Source organism: Psychrobacillus sp. FSL K6-1415, from assembly GCF_038003185.1.
Classification (GTDB): Bacteria; Bacillota; Bacilli; order Bacillales_A; family Planococcaceae; genus Psychrobacillus; species Psychrobacillus psychrodurans.
The window spans coordinates 2,625,657-2,643,999 of record NZ_JBBOOQ010000001.1 but is presented as its reverse complement, the minus strand read 5'-3'; the positions used below and the strand labels follow the sequence as shown (position 1 = coordinate 2,643,999).

Sequence of the window (18,343 nt, the reverse complement as noted above, 5' to 3'; positions counted from 1 at the left end):
ACCATAAATAATTCTAAAGACTTACCTTTATTTACGATTAATAAAACTAAAGTTTTAGTTTTATTTTGGTGATTTGTTAATTTTAAATGAACTTATGAAAAAAGTCATATACAATAGGGGGCGCTATATTGTATTATGATTACAATAAATATTAAACTCAAACTAAAAAAGAGTAAGTATTTAATCGGAGGAATGATTATGAAAATACTCACAAAAAACCTCATCATTATATGTTTCATTACATTGTTTATCTATGTTTTGATACCAAATAATAAGCTAACATTCTTATCCGTAGACGCTGAATCAATAAGTTCAACTATAGGTGGAGTAGAAATAGGAGAATTAGAGGCAGAAGAAATAACTAATCACCTGAAAAAAGCTATAGAAAATTGGAAGAGAGAAAGCGAGATTTTGATAGAAGGTGAGGGTGTACATTTACCTATAGATTCTACTTTTTTTGTTTTTGATGTGGAAGCTTCTGTAAATGAATATATCAATATTACTGAAAAGCCGTGGTATGCTTTTTGGAAATCAGATTCAATCATACATATACCTCTCCAACTTACATTAGAGCCTGAACTGATAACTACTATAGAAGAGAATTCACAATTGGATACGGAAAAGACAATAAATAACATCAAGCAGCAGGTAAGCATGTTATCTGAGGAACCTATCGAAGCTGTTTTAATGGACTTGTCAGCTCTGGAATCTGAGCGTATTGCTTTTTCAATTGAAGAAGTTTCTGTAAATCTAGCAGGTTTATCAGAGGTTACAGAAACGTTGAATGACCAGGTCATTTCTACTGGAGAAGTTTTTTCTTTTTTAGATCAAACTAGTGAAATAAGCAATTCTTTTAGTGATGAGACTGCAGATTTTATTGGTTCAATGTTATACAGCCTTATTCTACAAACAGATTTTGATATTGTGGAAAGGCATTCCCAAGGAGTAATTCCACCTTACTTAGAACCGGGAATAGAAGCAGATATTGACCTCCCGCTTAACAAAGATATAAAGTTTGTAAATAATAATAGTCCTGCACTATTAAAAGTAAGTTTAAAAGACTCGAGCTTATTAATCGAACTATATTCACTTTCTAATAAAACAATTAGTAAGTATGAGGTTCGTAATAGCCAAGTTGTTAAACCAAGAACAATTTATCGCTACTCTACAGATTTAAAACCAGGTGAGGAGAGTCTTTTACAAGAAGGTTCTACTGGATTGAGGGTGACCATTTATCGTGTTATTTCAGATAAAAAAGGACCGTTTAATAAAGAAGAGAATATCGGTGAGGACTACTACCCACCGACACATCGAATTATATTAAAATCCTCTTTAGCCTCTGAAGCTACGTTTACGAAGGATCCTGACTTGGAAATAGATTTGAATGGTGACGGATTAGCAGATGTGAATGTAAATGAATCTACTAACTTTACTAAACCTGAAAAAGATTCTGAGAATCCAATCATAGAAGAGGATTCGGATACGTTGCCAGAGGGTAGTTATTATGATAAGGCAGGAAATATTATTTCAACAAAGTAGTAATAATGAATTATAGAGTTAAGGGTGGGAGTGTATTGAAAAAAAACACACGTAAACTACTTGGAGATTTACTAGTAGAATCAAGCGTAATAGGATATGAGCAACTTGAATATGCCTTAACTCATAAAAACAAAAATGAGAAATTAGGTGATTATTTAATAAGTGAAAATTTAATTACTGAACAACAACTTATAGAAGTATTAGAATTCCAATTAGGTATTCCGCATGTAAATCTAAATCAGTACTCAATTGATCCTGAACTTATCCAATTAGTACCTAAGGAATTAGCGAAAAGAACAAATATAATGCCTCTGAAAAAAACTAAAAATAGGTTGTTAATAGCTATGGCTGATCCTATGGATTATTTCGCTATCGAAGAAGTACGCATGGCAACAGGATGTCAAATTGAGACAAGTATTGCTGCGAAAGATGATTTATATCGAACAATAACTAAGTACTATGATTTACAAGAATCAATGGATCAAGCTTTAATAGACATGACACCGACAGAAATAGAAAATGACAACCAAATTCTGGATGAAGATTCCCCCATTGTTCGGTTAGTGAATCAGATTATCGTAAATGGAGTGGCGCAACGTTCTAGTGATATACATTTTGATCCACAAGAGACAGAGCTTAGAGTTAGATATCGTATTGATGGAATGTTAAAAACAGAGCGGGCACTTCCCAAATATATGCAAAATGTTATTTTGGCTCGCATTAAAATTATGGGTAACCTCAATATTACAGAGAACAGAGTACCACAAGATGGACGTATTAAAATGACGGTTAATATGAGGGCAATAGATATTCGACTTTCTACATTACCGACCATCTATGGTGAAAAAGTTGTTATGCGAATTCTAGACATGGGTAATGCGTTAAATGACTTAAACAAATTAGGCTTCAATGATAAAAACTTATCGGCATTTACTAAAATGATTGAACATCCGAATGGAATTGTTCTACTTACGGGACCAACTGGATCAGGAAAATCCTCCACGTTGTATGCGGCTTTAAATAAACTCAATGATGAAAATGTAAATATCATCACTGTGGAAGATCCGGTTGAGTATCAATTAGAAGGTATCAACCAAATACAAGTACGAGATGAGGTTGATCTTACTTTTGCGGTCGGACTCCGGTCCATATTACGCCAAGATCCAGATATTGTAATGGTCGGAGAAATAAGAGACTTAGAAACCGCTCAAATTGCTGTTAGAGCCTCATTAACAGGACATTTGGTATTAAGTACACTTCATACAAATAGTGCAGTTGAGTCCGTTTCAAGATTACGAGACATGGGTATTGAGCCGTTTTTATTGTCATCTTCCTTGGTAGGTATAGTGGCGCAACGTCTAGTAAGAAAAGTTTGTAGAGATTGTGGAGTATATATTGAACCAAACGGAAGGGAAATAGAAATTTTCTCAGAACATGGAATGACGGTGGAAAAAGTCCGTCGAGGAAAAGGGTGTCCGGCTTGTAATCAGACGGGATATCGAGGAAGACTTGCGATCCACGAAGTATTAATAGTAGATTCTCTTGTAAAAGATATAATCCTAACAGGAAAAAGCCCAGCTCATTTGAGAAATCATATGAAGAATACTGGATATTTAAGTTTACTAGAAGATGGATTGTTGAAAGTAAAAGAAGGTCTTACAACAACAGAAGAAGTTCTTCGTGTAGCTATAGTTAACTGAGGTGAGTTATATGGAATTCGATATCATTCAATTATTAGAAAAAACCTTTCAAGATAAAGCTTCAGATTTACATTTAACAGTAGGAGTAACTCCAGTTTTTCGTGTGAATGGAAAACTAAAATCTTATGGAGATTATTTATTAAAAGAATTGGATACGAAAAGAATGTTAGAAGAGTTGTTATCTCCAGACAAGATGGAAGAGTTCGAATTAAAGGGAGAAATAGATTTCAGTTATGCTTTACCTGAACAATGTCGCTTTCGGATTAATGCATACCGCCAACAAAACCATATAGCTATTGCCATAAGAATGATTGAATCTCAGATTCCCTCAATAGAATCTTTGGGTATGCCCAATATACTTTATACACTTGCCGATAAACCTCAAGGGCTTATTTTAGTGACAGGTCCTACTGGTTCTGGTAAATCTACTACTTTAGCTTCAATGGTAGACTATATAAATTCTACTACATCTAAGCATATAATCACTCTAGAAGATCCAATTGAATATGTGCATAAACACAAAAAATCTATTATCAATCAGAGAGAAATAGGGTCTGATACTCAAAGTTTTTCGAATGGATTAAGAGCTGCTCTACGACAAGACCCAGACGTGATTCTTGTAGGAGAGATGCGAGATTTAGAAACAATTTCTACTGCAATAACAGCTGCAGAGACAGGGCATTTAGTCATGGCGACTCTTCATACTAGCAGTGCACCAACAACCATTGATCGAATTATTGATGTATTTCCCCCTCATCAACAAGGTCAAATTAGAATACAACTAGCAAACGTACTGCAAGGAATTGTTTCGCAGAGATTATTTATTAGTAAAAATGAAACTAGCCGTGTAGCTGCTACTGAAATTCTCATGCAAACACCATCCGTTGCGAATCTAATACGGAATGAAAAAGTGCACCAAATACAAAATGTTATGCAAACAAGTCGCGCTCTCGGTATGCACACACTAGAAACATCTATACAGCAATTAATCACAGCTGGCAAGATTTCTATAGATGTTGCACGCCCCTATTTGAACGTTGGTGATTTCTAATGGTAGTTTATAAATATATTGGTAGGACTTCCAGGGGTACCGTAAAAAAAGGTGTTGTGGATGCTTCTAATAAGCAGATGGCTATGACAAAATTACGGACTCAAGGAATAAATCCTCGGGAAATAGAGGAATCAAAAAGTATTTTTCATAAGGAACTGTCTTTAGGTGGTAAAGTGCGCAATCAGGACTTTGTAGTATACAGTCGACAATTTGCCACTCTCATTAGAGCTGGAGTTTCTATATTGGAATCTACAAAAATATTAGCTGAGCAAACTTCTAGCAAACCTTTAAAAAAAGGTTTGAAGGCTGTGGAAGAGGATGTACGTTCAGGTGTTTCCTTTTCAGATGCAGCTTCCAAAAATTCAAAAGTATTTCCTACCTTATTTGTGAATATGATTCGTGCTGGTGAAGCTACTGGAAATCTAGATGAATCCCTGGAACGGTTGGCATTTTCTTATGAAAAACAGTTTAATTTGAAAAAAAAGGTTCAATCTACGTTGGCATATCCTGTGGTTTTATTGTTTCTGTCGATAGTGGTATCGGTGTTTTTAATGCTAACAATTGTTCCCCAGTTTGTTTCCATGTTTGAAGATATGGGAGCAGAATTACCTATGATAACAAGATTGGTTATGGGGGTAAGTGAATCTCTTCAATCTTTCTGGTATATATTCTTGATATTTTTCTTAATTGTAGCTATTATTTTCAACTTTTTATATAAGAAAAATGAACAATTCAATTATTCTGTTCATTTACTACTACTGAAGGTACCTATATTTGGTAAGTTACTTCAAAAGTCTGCAATTGCTCGTATGACCAGAACACTATCTTCACTTTTCAGCAGCTCAGTGCCTATCTTGCAAGCATTAACAATTGTTGAAAAAGTAATAGGAAATCCAGTCGTTGGTAAGGTTGTAAGAGAATCGAGGACAAGCCTTGAACAAGGGAGTACATTATCAGCCCCGCTAGCAAAGAGTTGGATATTTCCTCCTCTTGTTACTCAAATGACCTCCATTGGAGAATCTACTGGATCACTAGACTATATGCTTGAAAAAATAGCGGATTTTTATGAGGATGATGTCGATCGTACCGTAGATACACTTAAGTCATTAATCGAACCTCTGATGATAGTTTTCTTAGCAGCAATTGTAGGAACAATTGTTATGGCGATAATGATACCGATGTTTAGTATGTATGAACAAATTTAATATATTGCTATTTGAAGGAGGTGAAAAATGCATGATGAACGAAATGAATGAACTAAATGAATCAAATGAATCAAATGAATCAAATGAAATGACAAATAAAGGAGCTAATCATATGAAAAAGATGAAGCAATTATTAAAAAATCAAAAAGGTATGACACTTATCGAGCTTTTAGCCGTAATCGTTATCCTTGCAATTGTAGCTGCAATTGCAGTGCCAGCTATTGGGAATATTATTGAAAACAGCAGATATAATGCTGTTAAAGCAGATGCCACTAATGTACTAAGTTCGGCTCAATTATATTTTACGGATGAACAAGACGAGACAACAGTAACGGTGAAGATATTAAAAGATGAAAATTACCTTGAGTCTGAAGGTACTATACCCCTAGATACCACTATAACTAAAGACAGCCCAAGCACTATTAAAACTGAACCAATAACTTATTCCAACAGTAAAAAAGTAACCTTCAGTGATGCATCATTAAAAATAATTAATGATGATGAACAAAAAGGTAGTGAAACTGGGGATAAAACAATTCCAAAGACAACTACACCAACTAATCCTTAAACTGTTTCTACTTAATTTTAATGTATTTTTACTATGGATTTACAGCAGCCCTCCGCTGCTGTAGTCTCGTAGTTTTATCTTTGAGCAAATGAATACTTCATTTCCTGAACCATAAAACTAACTACAGCTATGTATAGGGGAGAAGAAAATGTTTAAAAAGAAAACAAAGCGCTATGTGGCTTTAGATTTGAATGAATATATAGTAAGAGCTATAGTGATGGCTGGTTCTGATATCGAGCAAGCAGCCGTTTATGAGTACCCTTTAAATAAAGATATTTTTGAAAACGATATATTAGTAGATGAAATGGCACTATATGAGACTCTGAAGACACTTATAGAATTATGGGGTATCAAGCGTTATAATGTACGATTCTTTGTCCCAGACAGTACAGTTATGCTGAAAACGTTTGAGCATCCTTCCGATGTGACATCCGATAAATTAAAAGGCTATGTGGAGATGGAGCTAGGGAGAACTATACATTTGCCTTTCTCTCAACCACTTATAGATGTATATGATTACAAACTGGATGACGGAGAGGCAGTCTTGTTTGCAGCGCCTTCTGAAGAAGTAAATAAAATTGCAGGCTTATTAGACGATTTGCATCTAAACCCGACTACTGCAGATGTTAGGTCATTAGCAACAATTCGTTTTCTAGAGAAGACAGTTGGTTTGGAAGAAAGACTGAGTTATTTAATCGCAGAATGGTCAATATCTGGTGTTTCTATTAGTATTTACACTGGAGGAAAAGTAGAATTCCTACGCTATCAAACAATTGATACACTTAAAGAGAAGTGGCAAAGTAAAGAAGACAATAATGAAATCAGTTTTAGTTATGAGGGACAATTGGAAGAGTACCAGTCGCAGTTGGTTGATCAAATTGCTGAGATAGATCGAATTCTTAACTTTTATCGTTTCTCTCTATATAAAGGGGAGAAAGCAGTGGACGAGATAATTATTTTAGGTGATTCACCTGAAATGGATTATATTGCGTCAGAAATGATTGCAAATTTTGTTACACCAGTAAAACACATAGATGATTCTCAAGTACAGGTCTATCATCCAAATTTAAAATCTAAGCATATTCCACTCATTGGACTTGTGTATAGGGAGGCATGATGATGGTTCCAGAAATAAATTTATTGCCTAAAATGGAACGACAAAAGTCCAATTCTATTTTAATTATTGCTATTGGTTTAATTTTATTTATAACGGTAATTCTGTTATTTTTTGTCCAGTATTTTTCTATTAAAGGAGATATAGAAACTCTTACAGCTGAAGAAGCTTACTCAGTCGCAGAAAGAGAAGAGTTGACACAATTGGTGAAGGATATAAATATGTCCGGGCAAGGGAATTTACAAACTTCTGTTTCTTTCGCTGAAAGTGTTTCAAAACCTGTGAGCCCTTTACTGATAGAAGTGAATGCTTTATTGGAAGAACATACATATCTTCGCGAATATGAATTTACGAACCAGAGTATAAATATAACAATAGATGTAGAAACGATGATGAGTTTGTCTAAATTCGTAGACAAGTTATTAGTAAGTGAATATTTTTCAGATGTGAAGGTAGAGAGTGTCACTCACTTTGAACTCTCTAATTCTGCAGAAAGTATAGAAGAAAGGTTTGAGATTATTCCACGCTACTCAGCAATAATAAATTTAGTTGTTAATCAATCTTATTTGGAAAATGGAGGTGTCACTCCATGAACGAATTAGTTAGTGACAAAAAAACTGCATATATATTAATATCTGCTCTTGTAGTAGTTTTATTGGGGGCAGTTTACTATTTTGTTCTACATCCTCTCAAAAATGAAAAGGAGTCCAAGGAAGTAAGTATAGAAGTTTTACAAGGAGAAGTTGCTGCTTTGAAGGAAGAATATTCTTCTTCTCAATTACAGGACGATTCTACAGAGAATGCATTCTATTTAAAAACGCAAGTTCCATTGACTCGTGAGTTGAATGAACTTATTCGTTCAATAGAAGAAGTTGAATTACTTAGTGAATCTAAAATTCTTTCTGTCGAGTTTAATAATTATGATGGAACGATAGAGGATGCGCAGTTATTACCTGAGACGAGTGAGGAAAATACAGAAACAGAACCGCAAAGTGAGGATGTGTTAACTGATGAACCATCAGAAGAACCACCAGTTTCACCTGTTGCTGAAGCGAGTCTGCCAGAAAAATTAAAATTAATCACTTTCAATATTTCTATTTTAACAAAAAACTACGATCAATTAGTTATGTTTGTGGAAGAAATTGAGCATTTAAAACGAATATATCGTGTCGATCAAATTACTTTGTTGGCTCCAGGTGAGGAGCAACTTTTGGACAAAGAAGCAGTAAATAACATTGCTGCTAAGATACAACTGACTACATTCTATCATGATGAATAGAAGTAATGGAGAGCTAAAATGACTATAATCTATATGTTCTTGTTTTTCTTATACGGTTTAATTTTCGGTTCCTTCTTCAACGTAGTTGGCTTACGTATTCCGAAAAAGGAATCGATCGTTCATCCGCCTTCACATTGTACGGTTTGTGATCGCCGCTTAACGATCAAAGACTTAGTGCCTGTCTTTTCCTACGTATTTTTAAAGGGGAAATGTCGAGGGTGTGGGACGAAGATACATTGGGTATATCCAGTGATGGAATTAGTCACAGGTCTTCTATTTGCGTTTGCTTACTATCAATTAGGTTTTACTTTGGAACTAGCAGTGGCACTATTGTTTATATCACTCTTAGTCATTATTACGGTGTCGGATATTGCATATATGCTAATTCCTGATAAAATCCTAATATTCTTTTTGATTCCTTTAATAGTATTAAGAGTATTTGTACCACTTAGTCCTTGGTGGGATAGTATTATCGGGGCGTTTGTTGGTTTTGGTGTTTTATTCCTGATTGCCGTTGTGTCTAAGGGTGGCATGGGTGGAGGGGATATTAAATTATTCTTTGTTATCGGTTTGGTTTTGGGCTGGATTCCGACTTTGTTGACTCTATTTTTAGCTTCTATTATTGGTACGGTTGTTGGTATTATTTCTTTAAGAAGAACTAAACAAGGCAGAAAAACGCCTATTCCTTTTGGACCATCGATTGCTATAGCAGCTATTATTTCTTATTTTTACGGTGAGATGCTTGTCGATTGGTATGTGAATTTGTTTTTTTAACTCGATAACTTTTTTGGACGAGCCGACATAGGTCTCGTCTTTTTTTATAATCTTCGTGATAAGGTTATGAAAAAGAGGTGATTCTATGCCAATTGGTAGACGCAATAATACGAGAAAAAAAGTAATATTAGCTGGCATACAAGGATTGATCATTGGAGTTGTCGGAGTGCTATTGTTCGGATTATTATTAAATTTAGCTAATGATAAAAAGGCTGAAAGTGAAGAGACTGAAATAACGAAACCAAAAGATGAAGACAAAAAAGTAGAGGTCACAGGGAAAGTTGAGGAAAAATCTCTTCCTTTTCAAGCAAAACAATACGGCATGTTCACTTCAAAAGAAAGTGCGTTGGCTTTTATTGGATCACAGCCTTCCCTTGCAAAAGCGAGCATTTTCCAAGTGGAAAACCAGTTTTTTGTTTGGAGTGATCTATATGTTACAACTATTCCTACACAAGAAGCAGAAGTACTACCTACCTTTATAAAGAGTTTGTATGTTTCGACGGACAGTTGTAATGATCCTAAAGTAATAAAAGTTATGGAGTTAATACAACAAGAGAATTTAAGTAAAAAATTTTTCGAGTCTATCGAAAAAAAGGAAGATTATCCAGATGATTTAATGGAAATAGTTCAAGCTATATCAGCGTTTTCGGAAGTTCCTTCTGTCATGAGATCACATATTTTTTCGCATTATGTTGCGACGAACAATTGTCTAAAATTGAATTTTTAACGCTTATTTGCGGTGAAAATTCAATTGTTGCTTTTTATACACAATTTCCTTATTTTCAATTGTTTTGTATGCTATTGAAAAGGAGGAATAGAAATTGAAACTAACAACTAATCATAGTTTTATCTTAGCTAGTGAGTCGCCTAGAAGAAAGGAACTCTTTAGTAAACTTGGTATCCCATTTGATGTGAAAGCTTCAGGAGCTGCAGAAATAGTAGAAGAAAATCTTAGTGTAGAAAAAGTAGCGATGAACATCGCTATTGGCAAAACAACCTCTATAATAAATGAAAATCCTTCAGCAATTGTCATTGCCGCAGATACAATTGTGAGTTTTGGGGATGAATTATTGATGAAACCAATAGATAATGCTGAAGCAAAGAAGTTTCTACAAAAACTTTCTGGAAATACACACCAAGTTACTACAGGTGTCGCTATATATGGTGAGGGCTGTTCGATTAGTTTTGCGGAAACTACTTCGGTAAAGTTTTTTGATCTCCCTGAAGGTCAAATTGATGCTTATGTAGCAACAGGAGATTCTTTAGATAAAGCTGGAGCTTATGGAATTCAAACGATGGGTGGTTTATTCGTCGAGAGTATTCAGGGAGATTATAATAATGTCATTGGACTTCCAATCAGTCGTTTGTTTAAAGCATTATTGTCATTGCGTTTGATAGAACTTGAGCGAGTGGTGAATTCATGAATTCTAAGTTACCGGACTCCCTTATGATTCGCGATGTTCATGTGTCTGATCGACCTAGAGAACGACTACTCAGACAAGGTGCCTCAAGTTTATCAAATCAAGAACTGATTGCAATCCTGCTTCGTACTGGTACGAAGCAGGAGTCTGTTCTCCATCTCGCAAACAGTGTCCTCAATTACTTTGAACAAATTCAAGAACTAAAAAATGCTTCAATCGAAGAAATAACAGCAGTTAAAGGAATTGGACAAGCGAAAGCCGTTCAATTGCTTGCAGCAGTTGAGTTAGGGAAAAGACTTTCTCAGCAAAAGACAGATGACAAATTTACGATTCGTTCTCCGAAAGATGCCGCTACTTACTTAATGCATGATATGACCTCACTGAAACAAGAACATTTTGTCGTCCTTTTTTTGAATGTCAAAAACCAAATACTTCATAAGCAAACAATTTTTATTGGATCTCTTAATGCTTCTATAGTTCATCCAAGAGAAATTTTCCGCGAAGCTGTAAAGCGTTCAGCTGCCTCGATAATTTGTGCTCATAATCATCCCTCCGGCAATCCGACACCATCAACAGAAGATATTGATGTGACTAAAAGACTATATGAAGCAGGTATACTCATGGGCATAGAATTGCTCGATCACGTTATTATTGGTGATCATCAGTTTATTAGCCTAAAAGAAAAAGGGTATATGTGACACTGTGCATTTTCCGTTCTATCAGTTATAATGAGAGTTATGACTTTATGACAACGAAGTAAAACTTGTTTGAGATAGAAAGGGAGTAAATAATTGTGTTTGGATTTGGATCAAGAGATTTGGGTATAGACTTAGGGACAGCGAATACGCTAGTTTTCATTAAAGGAAAAGGGATTGTACTTAGAGAGCCGTCAGTTGTAGCGAAAAATGTACAAAACGGTGCTATTGTTGCTGTAGGGAACGATGCGAAAAATATGATCGGCCGTACGCCAGGTTCAATAGTTGCGATTCGCCCTATGAAGGATGGAGTTATCGCAGATTTTGATACAACTTCTGCAATGATTGAATATTATTTAAAAAATGCGATGAAGGCATCTGGAATGTCATGGAGCAAACCAAATGTGATGATTTGTGTGCCATTTGGTATTACTTCTGTGGAGCAACGAGCAGTAATTGACGCTGCTAAGCAAGCAGGCGCACGTGATGCCCTAACTATAGAGGAGCCTTTTGCGGCTGCAATTGGTGCAAATTTACCTGTGTGGGAACCTACTGGAAGTATGGTCGTTGATATAGGTGGAGGTACTACAGAAGTTGCGGTTATATCATTAGGCGGTATTGTTACAAGTGAATCAGTTCGTGTTGCAGGGGATTCAATGGACCATGCAATTACTGCATATATACGAAAAACGTATAACTTAACGATTGGTGAACGAACAGCTGAAGCGATTAAAATTGAAATTGGTTCTGCGAGAGTAACCGATCAAATCGATAAAATGGATATTCGCGGACGTGATTTAGTTACTGGATTGCCGAAAACAATTGAAATTACCTCAAAAGAAATTTCAAATGCGTTACGTGAGTCAATTTCTTCCATTATTGATGGAGTGAAAAAGACATTAGAGCAAACTCCCCCTGAACTATCTGCGGATGTAATGGAGAGAGGTATCATGTTAACCGGCGGTGGTGCTTTACTGAAAAACCTAGATAAAGTTATCAGTGAACAAACGAATATGCCTGTATTTATTGCGGAAGATCCTCTAGATTGTGTCGCAATTGGTACTGGGAAAGCGTTAGATCATATGAATATATTGAAACGTCAACAAACAAAACAATAAGGAGAAGTGTGATATGCCACAATTTTTTTCGAATAAGCGATTAATATTGCTGCTTGTAGGGATGATTTTTCTTGTGGCGCTCATCAGCTTTTCTTTGCGAGATCGAAATCATGCATCCCTGCCTGAACAGCTGATAAAAGATGTGGTCGGTTTTGGACAATCTATGTTTTCCAAACCGACCCAGTATATAACGGGTGTTTTTGATAATGTAGAATCTTTACTTAATACATATGATGAAAATAAACGATTAAAAGTAAGATTAGAAGATTATGTAACACTACAAGCCTCCGTAAATGATCTGCGTCTTGAAAATGATGAGCTTCGCAAAATAGTCGATAAGGAAGAGAATCTTCGTGCGTATAATCCTATTCAATCGACTGTAATCGCTAGAAATCCCGATCAATGGGAAGAAAAAATAATAGTTGATAAAGGCGAGATTCATGGAGTAATGGAAAATATGGCAGTAATGACTGCTCAAGGGTTAATTGGGAAAGTAATATTAACCACACCTTATACTTCTACTGTGGAACTTTTATCTACACAAAATCCAAACTATCGGGTTTCTGCTGTAATTGCTGAAGGTGAAGAAGTTTTTGGACTTATTGAAGGATATGATGAAAAGCGTAAAGAATTAATACTAAAAAGAATCGACTCAGAATATGAAGTGAAAGTAGGTCAAAAAGTAACTACTTCTGGCCTAGGTGGTATCTTCCCGAAAGGTATTCTGATTGGGGAGGTAACAGAAATCACAACGGATGATTATGGCTTAACTAAATTAGCATATGTCAAACCTGCTGCTAGCTTTTCTATTTTAGATCATGTGATTATTTCTAAACGTACAATTACTAATGTGGATGGTACAGATGGAGGAAATACAGGTGCTGATTTATTAGAAGGTGAAGGGGACGGCTCATGATTCGTTTTCTAGTTATTGCAATTTCGGTTCTATTGTTTTATTTAGAACCGATTTTTGGTCTTTTTTCTCCCGTTGAATTGAATAGTGATTTTTACGTATTAGTTCCACGTTTTCTTATCATTTATCTGATCTTTGTAGCCATCTATTATGACCGAAAACGCGCAATGCTCTATGGATTGTTTTTTGGGCTCTTGTATGATGTCTTTTTCATTGATATTATTGGATTATATTCTTTTATTTATCCTCTAATGTGTTTGGTTGCTAGTTATACTGTTAAATACATTCACCAACATCTATTGGTTTCTACTATTCTAACCTTGCTTCTAGTAGCAGGGGTAGAGTTATTATTGTTCTTATTTTATACTTTCATCGGTATTAAAACGATGACCTTTACTTATTTTTATCAACATAATCTCATTCCTACAATGATTGCAAATGCAGTATTTTTATTGATGTTCGGATGGGCTTTTAAATATATTCTTCTAAATAGGTTTAATCAAAAAGCCTTATTGCTTCAAAAATAGCTTGTTGATTTAACAGTAAATCTGAGGTGACTTGATTGACAAAAAAGCAGTTAATATTTATTAAAGGAACGAAAGAGGGCCTTGTATTACGCCTAGACGATCAGTGTTCATATGCAGAGCTTTTAGATGAATTAACAAAAAAGGTTTCTGATGAAGGGTTTGAAGGTCAAGCGGAAGTACTTTTACATTTAGGTTATCGTTATTGTAACGATGAACAGACGAAAGAAATTATATCTTGCGTCCAGCAAACTGAACATCTACGTGTGACCAAAATTCAAAGTGAAGTTATGACTGTAGAAGATTGTAATAGAAGATTACTAGAAAACCAGTCAGAGACTTATGTAGGAATTGTTCGGTCTGGACAAGTCATTACTGCTTTGGGGGATTTGGTTGTTGTAGGTGATGTGAATCCAAATGGAAGAGTTGTTGCTGGAGGGAATATTTTCGTCCTTGGTCGTCTGAAAGGAATAGCCCATGCAGGATCATCTGGTAACAAAGATGCGGTTATAGCTGCTTCTTGGCTAGAAGCCACGCATTTAATCATCGATAGTGTGGTTGAAACGATGACGGATGAGCTGACGGTTCTATCGGAACAACCCGAAATGGAATGTGCTTATTTACATACTAATGGTTCAATCGCAATTGATCGATTACAGGATCTTCGTCTGTTAAGACCAAATTTATCAACATTTAAAGGAGGAAGCTAATGTGGGAGAAGCAATCGTTATAACTTCAGGTAAAGGTGGGGTCGGTAAAACGACAACAACAGCTAACCTTGGAACTGCATTGGCCCTGCAAGGAAAAAAAGTTTGTTTAATGGATACGGATATTGGATTACGTAACTTGGATGTTGTTCTTGGTCTTGAAAATAGAATTATCTATGATCTAGTAGATGTTATAGAAGGTAGATGTAAGATTCATCAAGCGCTAGTAAAAGATAAGCGCTTTGAGGATAGACTTTATCTTCTTCCTGCAGCTCAAACTGTGGACAAAAACGCCGTAAATCCAGAACAAATGAAAGAACTTGTTTTAGAGTTAAAACGTGAATATGATTATGTCTTAATTGATTGTCCAGCTGGAATTGAACAAGGCTATAAAAATGCGATTGCAGGTGCGGATAAAGCAATTGTAGTTACTACACCGGAAATTTCGGCAGTACGTGATGCAGATCGTATTATTGGGTTACTTGAGCAAGAAGAAACAATCGATCCACCAAAGCTAATCATCAATCGAATTCGTCAGCATTTGATGAATAATGGAGATGCACTGGATATAAATGAGATTACTACTCACTTATCCATTGATTTATTAGGAATTATAGCGGACGATGAAAGTGTTATTACTTCATCTAACAAAGGTGAACCAATCGTTATGAATCCGGCAAATAGAGCTGCTCTTGGGTACCGTAATATCGCTCGTCGTATTTTAGGTGAATCGGTGCCATTAATGTCCATGGACCTTCCTAAAACAGGTGTTTTTACTAAGATTAAATCTATTTTTTCTAAATAATATAGAAGACCGACTGCAGTACTTTGATGCAGTCGGTTTGTTTTAGTATACAAATATGTACCGTGAAAACTGGGTTATTGATTATTAAAAAAATGATTACTCCCGCTGGAGTCGCCGTCTTGCGCTCCAACCAATTAAGTGGTTAGCCTACTATTAATTCATTAAAATCAAGCTATTATGGAAAACACGTTGAGTATGCAGGGTATATAAAGACACTAACCATTGCAGTCGACTTAGTGAGTAGAAAGCAACTTTTTTGTAATTCAATTCTATATATTTAGGCTGTGCATTAGTAAAGTAATTTGGTGAAATTACCCATTCCGCAAGTAAAAGGTAATTGTTCGAAAGTAAATATAGGCTTAGAGCGAGTAAAACGTTTAAGACCGCAAGTAAGCAGCAAGTGGGAGCAAGTAAAGATAAACTAAGAATAAATCATCATTAAATATAAGAATGTATATTCTTCTTGAGTATTTAAAATCAGTGTTACCGGTATTTTGAATGATATAGAATAAAAGGATTGCTTGCAAAGTAGAGGCTCTGGATATGTTATCGAGCATCTTTAAAACAGCATTTCTTTTCTATTTCTCACCTAGTAAAACAGTATATGACTTAAAAATAGCTGGTATATATCTATAGAGTAACGTTAGAGCTCCCGATATTGGATCTTCGGGAGCTATCTCTATGAATAGGAAAGTATCTTTTCTCTAGTTATACAAAATCGCTCTTACCTGTTTCTAATCGTTGTAGAAGGGCGACGTACAGATAAACACCATAAGCTTACCGGAAAAAGGATGCTGGTTGGTTGTAATGAACTTCACTCGGTAATCATATAGAAAAAACGTCTGTCCAAAGCGCTTCGGAAACGCTAGAAACTGGTTTTGGCCTTAAAGAGCGAACTGTACTTTTATTATAAAGGAAATATCAACTATTTCCTCAGAAACTCTTAATTAAAGGATATATTCATTAAATAACCTCGTCCTTCATATATTCTTCTTAGGGGGAATGTTATGCTTACGAAAAGAAAATGGGTACTTTCATTTGTATTTGTATTATCATTTATTTTATTAGCAAAGTTAGAGGGAAATAGTACCTTATCAACCAATTATGCAAGCCTATTATTAGAGCCACAAAAACCAACAGAAATATATAAACAAGTAGTTGCTTGGATTACACGTTCAGATGAATTAATCAGTGTTAGTGCACCTGTATCTAATCCTCCATTAATCGAATATAAATCGATTCAGCCTTTAGAAGACGGTGCAGTTTTATCGATTGATAAATCGCAAGATCTGTATGCGTCTGAAGATGGACTAATTGTCTTTACTGGTTATAGAAAGAAGACTGGTAAAACGTTGTCTATTTTATATGACACAGGAGAAACTGCCACATACGGTTTTGTAGATGAGTTTAGTCAACTGCCATATACGACTGTAAATGCGGGAGACATTTTTGGGACTATTGAAAATGAAATTCTATATGTTCAGGTGGAGAAAGAAGGAGAGATGTTGGAAACGGATGAGCTTATTGAGTGGCTTGCCGTAACCTATGAATAAACAACTATTTCGTGTCCACCCTATAATGATTCCATTTTTTCTTTTCTTTTATTTATCCGGTGAAATAGCTATGTATGCACTCGTGTTTAGCTCGTTGTTGGTTCATGAGCTTGGACATCTATTCATTGCAGTATGTATGGGTGCAAAAGTTCAATCTTGCACTATCTTACCATATGGCGGCGAAATAAAGATGGAGCAATTCTCTAAGCTTTCGAAAACAATGCAGGTTTGTGTAATCTTGGGTGGACCATTTTTTACGCTTCTTTTGCTCTTGTTTGGTATGCTTGTAGATTTTCCACAGGCTAATATATTTATCATGACTCAAATTCTTATTTTAGGATTAAATCTCTTGCCAATCTTTCCTTTAGATGGAGGGCGAATCATACATTCTATTTTTCCTGATAGGTATGAGGGGCTGATTGGCTTTTCAGGATGTATTTGCGTTGTCGTTTTTACGATAAGTTGTTTTTATTTTCCGGAAGGTTTGGTTTTTACGCTTATATTTTTGTTTCTTGCCTTTCAAAACTTATCTTACTGGAGATTTCGTAAGTACAAGCTTGCATTTGATTGGATAACGAAAAGTGCTTGACTAAGAATTTTATGTGTGATAATATTTTAATGTTATTGTTTGTAGCAGCACCCGTTGCTACAACCGCTCTGAAAAGGTTCAAGTATTCGAGTTTCGAATCACCTTTTGGAAGGCGAGTCTTAGTCTAAGAGGAGGTGCAAGTATGTACGCAATTATTGAAACTGGTGGTAAACAAATCAAAGTTGAACAAGGGCAAGAAATCTACATTGAAAAATTAGATGCTAATGCTGATGAAGTTGTAACTTTTGAAAAAGTTTTATTCGTAGGTGGAGAAGATGTTAAAGTTGGCGCTCCATTCGTGGAAGGTGCTAAAGTTACAGCGAAAGTTGTAAAAAATGGCAAAGCTAAAAAAATTACAGTCTTCAAATACAAAGCGAAAAAGAACTATCACAAAAAACAAGGTCACAGACAGCCATACACTAAATTAGTAGTAGAATCTATTAGTTTATAAGATGATTAAAGTGACTATAACAAAAGACCAATCGGGTCATATTCATTCTTTCGAGATGAAAGGCCATGCTGATTTTGCGGAACACGGAAAAGATTTAGTATGTGCAGGAGCTTCTGCTGTATCCTTTGGTGCAGTTAATGCTGTAATCGCACTTACGGAAATCACGCCCGTTATTAAGCAAAAAGGGGACGGAGGCTATTTATATGTCGAGGTTCCAAGCATATCAAATTTAGAAAAGGCTGCTCAAATACAGCTAATTTTAGAAGCGATGATTGTTTCTTTACAAACGATTGAGCAAGATTATGCCAAGTATATAAAAATAACCTTCAAAAAGTAG

General features: G+C 35.4%; 21 protein-coding genes and 1 other annotated feature. All 21 genes read left to right on the top strand.

The window, feature by feature from the left end:
* Nucleotides 1-135: 135 nt before the first annotated feature.
* The 21 genes from MKY60_RS12530 (at nucleotide 136) to MKY60_RS12430 (ending at nucleotide 18,343) form a co-directional block, all read left to right on the top strand.
* Nucleotides 136-1,539, top strand: a complete 1,404-nt coding sequence (locus MKY60_RS12530; RefSeq protein WP_340930024.1) for a VanW family protein — start codon at nucleotides 136-138, stop codon at nucleotides 1,537-1,539.
* A gap of 35 nt (nucleotides 1,540-1,574) precedes the next feature.
* Nucleotides 1,575-3,239 carry a GspE/PulE family protein gene (locus tag MKY60_RS12525; RefSeq protein ID WP_340930023.1) on the top strand — a complete coding sequence of 555 codons (1,665 nt, stop codon included), beginning with the start codon at nucleotides 1,575-1,577 and terminating at the stop codon, nucleotides 3,237-3,239.
* A gap of 10 nt (nucleotides 3,240-3,249) precedes the next feature.
* Entirely contained in the window at nucleotides 3,250-4,290 is a 1,041-nt protein-coding gene (locus tag MKY60_RS12520; protein WP_340930021.1) for a type IV pilus twitching motility protein PilT, read from the top strand.
* Entirely contained in the window at nucleotides 4,290-5,495 is a 1,206-nt protein-coding gene (locus MKY60_RS12515; protein WP_340930020.1) for a type II secretion system F family protein, read from the top strand. Before MKY60_RS12520 ends, MKY60_RS12515 begins: the two co-directional genes overlap by 1 nt.
* Before the next feature lie 31 nt (nucleotides 5,496-5,526).
* Nucleotides 5,527-6,063: a prepilin-type N-terminal cleavage/methylation domain-containing protein gene (locus MKY60_RS12510; protein ID WP_340930019.1), complete on the top strand. Its 537-nt coding sequence runs from the start codon at nucleotides 5,527-5,529 to the stop codon at nucleotides 6,061-6,063.
* A 148-nt stretch (nucleotides 6,064-6,211) separates the two neighbouring features.
* Nucleotides 6,212-7,180: a type IV pilus biogenesis protein PilM gene (gene pilM / locus MKY60_RS12505; protein WP_340930018.1), complete on the top strand. Its 969-nt coding sequence runs from the start codon at nucleotides 6,212-6,214 to the stop codon at nucleotides 7,178-7,180.
* A gap of 2 nt (nucleotides 7,181-7,182) precedes the next feature.
* Nucleotides 7,183-7,770 (top strand): hypothetical protein, encoded by a 588-nt coding sequence (locus MKY60_RS12500; RefSeq protein ID WP_340930017.1) that lies wholly within the window; start codon nucleotides 7,183-7,185, stop codon nucleotides 7,768-7,770.
* Entirely contained in the window at nucleotides 7,767-8,456 is a 690-nt protein-coding gene (locus MKY60_RS12495) for a potassium transporter (RefSeq protein WP_340930016.1), read from the top strand. The genes MKY60_RS12500 and MKY60_RS12495 overlap by 4 nt, the downstream gene beginning before the upstream one ends.
* An 18-nt stretch (nucleotides 8,457-8,474) precedes the next feature.
* The gene (locus MKY60_RS12490) at nucleotides 8,475-9,230 is read left to right on the top strand and encodes a prepilin peptidase (protein ID WP_340930015.1); all 756 of its coding nucleotides are present in this window, start codon (nucleotides 8,475-8,477) and stop codon (nucleotides 9,228-9,230) included.
* An 85-nt stretch (nucleotides 9,231-9,315) separates the two neighbouring features.
* Nucleotides 9,316-9,957, top strand: a complete 642-nt coding sequence (locus MKY60_RS12485; RefSeq protein ID WP_340930014.1) for a hypothetical protein — start codon at nucleotides 9,316-9,318, stop codon at nucleotides 9,955-9,957.
* Nucleotides 9,958-10,051: 94 nt separating this feature from the next.
* The gene (locus tag MKY60_RS12480; protein ID WP_340930013.1) at nucleotides 10,052-10,654 is read left to right on the top strand and encodes a Maf family protein; all 603 of its coding nucleotides are present in this window, start codon (nucleotides 10,052-10,054) and stop codon (nucleotides 10,652-10,654) included.
* Entirely contained in the window at nucleotides 10,651-11,349 is a 699-nt protein-coding gene (gene radC / locus MKY60_RS12475) for a RadC family protein (protein ID WP_093496527.1), read from the top strand. Before MKY60_RS12480 ends, radC begins: the two co-directional genes overlap by 4 nt.
* A 95-nt stretch (nucleotides 11,350-11,444) precedes the next feature.
* Nucleotides 11,445-12,464 carry a rod shape-determining protein gene (locus MKY60_RS12470; RefSeq protein ID WP_090564020.1) on the top strand — a complete coding sequence of 340 codons (1,020 nt, stop codon included), beginning with the start codon at nucleotides 11,445-11,447 and terminating at the stop codon, nucleotides 12,462-12,464.
* A 13-nt stretch (nucleotides 12,465-12,477) separates the two neighbouring features.
* A complete protein-coding gene (mreC, locus tag MKY60_RS12465) occupies nucleotides 12,478-13,380 on the top strand; it encodes a rod shape-determining protein MreC (RefSeq protein ID WP_090564018.1) in 903 nt (300 codons plus the stop codon).
* Nucleotides 13,377-13,904: a rod shape-determining protein MreD gene (gene mreD, locus MKY60_RS12460; RefSeq protein WP_090564016.1), complete on the top strand. Its 528-nt coding sequence runs from the start codon at nucleotides 13,377-13,379 to the stop codon at nucleotides 13,902-13,904. Before mreC ends, mreD begins: the two co-directional genes overlap by 4 nt.
* 35 nt (nucleotides 13,905-13,939) lie before the next feature.
* Nucleotides 13,940-14,611 (top strand): septum site-determining protein MinC, encoded by a 672-nt coding sequence (minC, locus tag MKY60_RS12455; RefSeq protein WP_090564014.1) that lies wholly within the window; start codon nucleotides 13,940-13,942, stop codon nucleotides 14,609-14,611.
* A gap of 1 nt (nucleotide 14,612) precedes the next feature.
* Nucleotides 14,613-15,413 carry a septum site-determining protein MinD gene (gene minD / locus MKY60_RS12450; protein ID WP_090564012.1) on the top strand — a complete coding sequence of 267 codons (801 nt, stop codon included), beginning with the start codon at nucleotides 14,613-14,615 and terminating at the stop codon, nucleotides 15,411-15,413.
* A gap of 1,007 nt (nucleotides 15,414-16,420) precedes the next feature.
* Complete coding sequence (locus MKY60_RS12445; RefSeq protein ID WP_090564010.1) at nucleotides 16,421-16,966, top strand: peptidoglycan DD-metalloendopeptidase family protein; 546 nt, start codon at nucleotides 16,421-16,423, stop codon at nucleotides 16,964-16,966.
* Nucleotides 16,959-17,555: a site-2 protease family protein gene (locus MKY60_RS12440; RefSeq protein ID WP_090564009.1), complete on the top strand. Its 597-nt coding sequence runs from the start codon at nucleotides 16,959-16,961 to the stop codon at nucleotides 17,553-17,555. The genes MKY60_RS12445 and MKY60_RS12440 overlap by 8 nt, the downstream gene beginning before the upstream one ends.
* Before the next feature lie 51 nt (nucleotides 17,556-17,606).
* Nucleotides 17,607-17,685 (top strand) — a sequence feature (ribosomal protein L21 leader region).
* 12 nt (nucleotides 17,686-17,697) lie between these two features.
* A complete protein-coding gene (gene rplU, locus MKY60_RS12435) occupies nucleotides 17,698-18,006 on the top strand; it encodes a 50S ribosomal protein L21 (RefSeq protein WP_090564007.1) in 309 nt (102 codons plus the stop codon).
* Nucleotide 18,007: 1 nt separating this feature from the next.
* Nucleotides 18,008-18,343: a ribosomal-processing cysteine protease Prp gene (locus MKY60_RS12430; RefSeq protein WP_340930012.1), complete on the top strand. Its 336-nt coding sequence runs from the start codon at nucleotides 18,008-18,010 to the stop codon at nucleotides 18,341-18,343.

What these genes read in the sequence shown, in the direction of transcription:
- MKY60_RS12530 (WP_340930024.1), top strand. Translation starts at nt 136, where the DNA reads ATGATTACAATAAATATTAAACTCAAACTAAAAAAGAGTAAGTATTTA.
- MKY60_RS12520 (WP_340930021.1), top strand. Translation starts at nt 3,250, where the DNA reads ATGGAATTCGATATCATTCAATTATTAGAAAAAACCTTTCAAGATAAA.
- MKY60_RS12515 (WP_340930020.1), top strand. Translation starts at nt 4,290, where the DNA reads ATGGTAGTTTATAAATATATTGGTAGGACTTCCAGGGGTACCGTAAAA.
- MKY60_RS12510 (WP_340930019.1), top strand. Translation starts at nt 5,527, where the DNA reads ATGATGAACGAAATGAATGAACTAAATGAATCAAATGAATCAAATGAA.
- pilM (WP_340930018.1), top strand. Translation starts at nt 6,212, where the DNA reads ATGTTTAAAAAGAAAACAAAGCGCTATGTGGCTTTAGATTTGAATGAA.
- MKY60_RS12500 (WP_340930017.1), top strand. Translation starts at nt 7,183, where the DNA reads ATGGTTCCAGAAATAAATTTATTGCCTAAAATGGAACGACAAAAGTCC.
- MKY60_RS12495 (WP_340930016.1), top strand. Translation starts at nt 7,767, where the DNA reads ATGAACGAATTAGTTAGTGACAAAAAAACTGCATATATATTAATATCT.
- MKY60_RS12490 (WP_340930015.1), top strand. Translation starts at nt 8,475, where the DNA reads ATGACTATAATCTATATGTTCTTGTTTTTCTTATACGGTTTAATTTTC.
- MKY60_RS12485 (WP_340930014.1), top strand. Translation starts at nt 9,316, where the DNA reads ATGCCAATTGGTAGACGCAATAATACGAGAAAAAAAGTAATATTAGCT.
- radC (WP_093496527.1), top strand. Translation starts at nt 10,651, where the DNA reads ATGAATTCTAAGTTACCGGACTCCCTTATGATTCGCGATGTTCATGTG.
- mreC (WP_090564018.1), top strand. Translation starts at nt 12,478, where the DNA reads ATGCCACAATTTTTTTCGAATAAGCGATTAATATTGCTGCTTGTAGGG.
- mreD (WP_090564016.1), top strand. Translation starts at nt 13,377, where the DNA reads ATGATTCGTTTTCTAGTTATTGCAATTTCGGTTCTATTGTTTTATTTA.
- MKY60_RS12445 (WP_090564010.1), top strand. Translation starts at nt 16,421, where the DNA reads ATGCTTACGAAAAGAAAATGGGTACTTTCATTTGTATTTGTATTATCA.
- MKY60_RS12440 (WP_090564009.1), top strand. Translation starts at nt 16,959, where the DNA reads ATGAATAAACAACTATTTCGTGTCCACCCTATAATGATTCCATTTTTT.
- rplU (WP_090564007.1), top strand. Translation starts at nt 17,698, where the DNA reads ATGTACGCAATTATTGAAACTGGTGGTAAACAAATCAAAGTTGAACAA.
- MKY60_RS12430 (WP_340930012.1), top strand. Translation starts at nt 18,008, where the DNA reads ATGATTAAAGTGACTATAACAAAAGACCAATCGGGTCATATTCATTCT.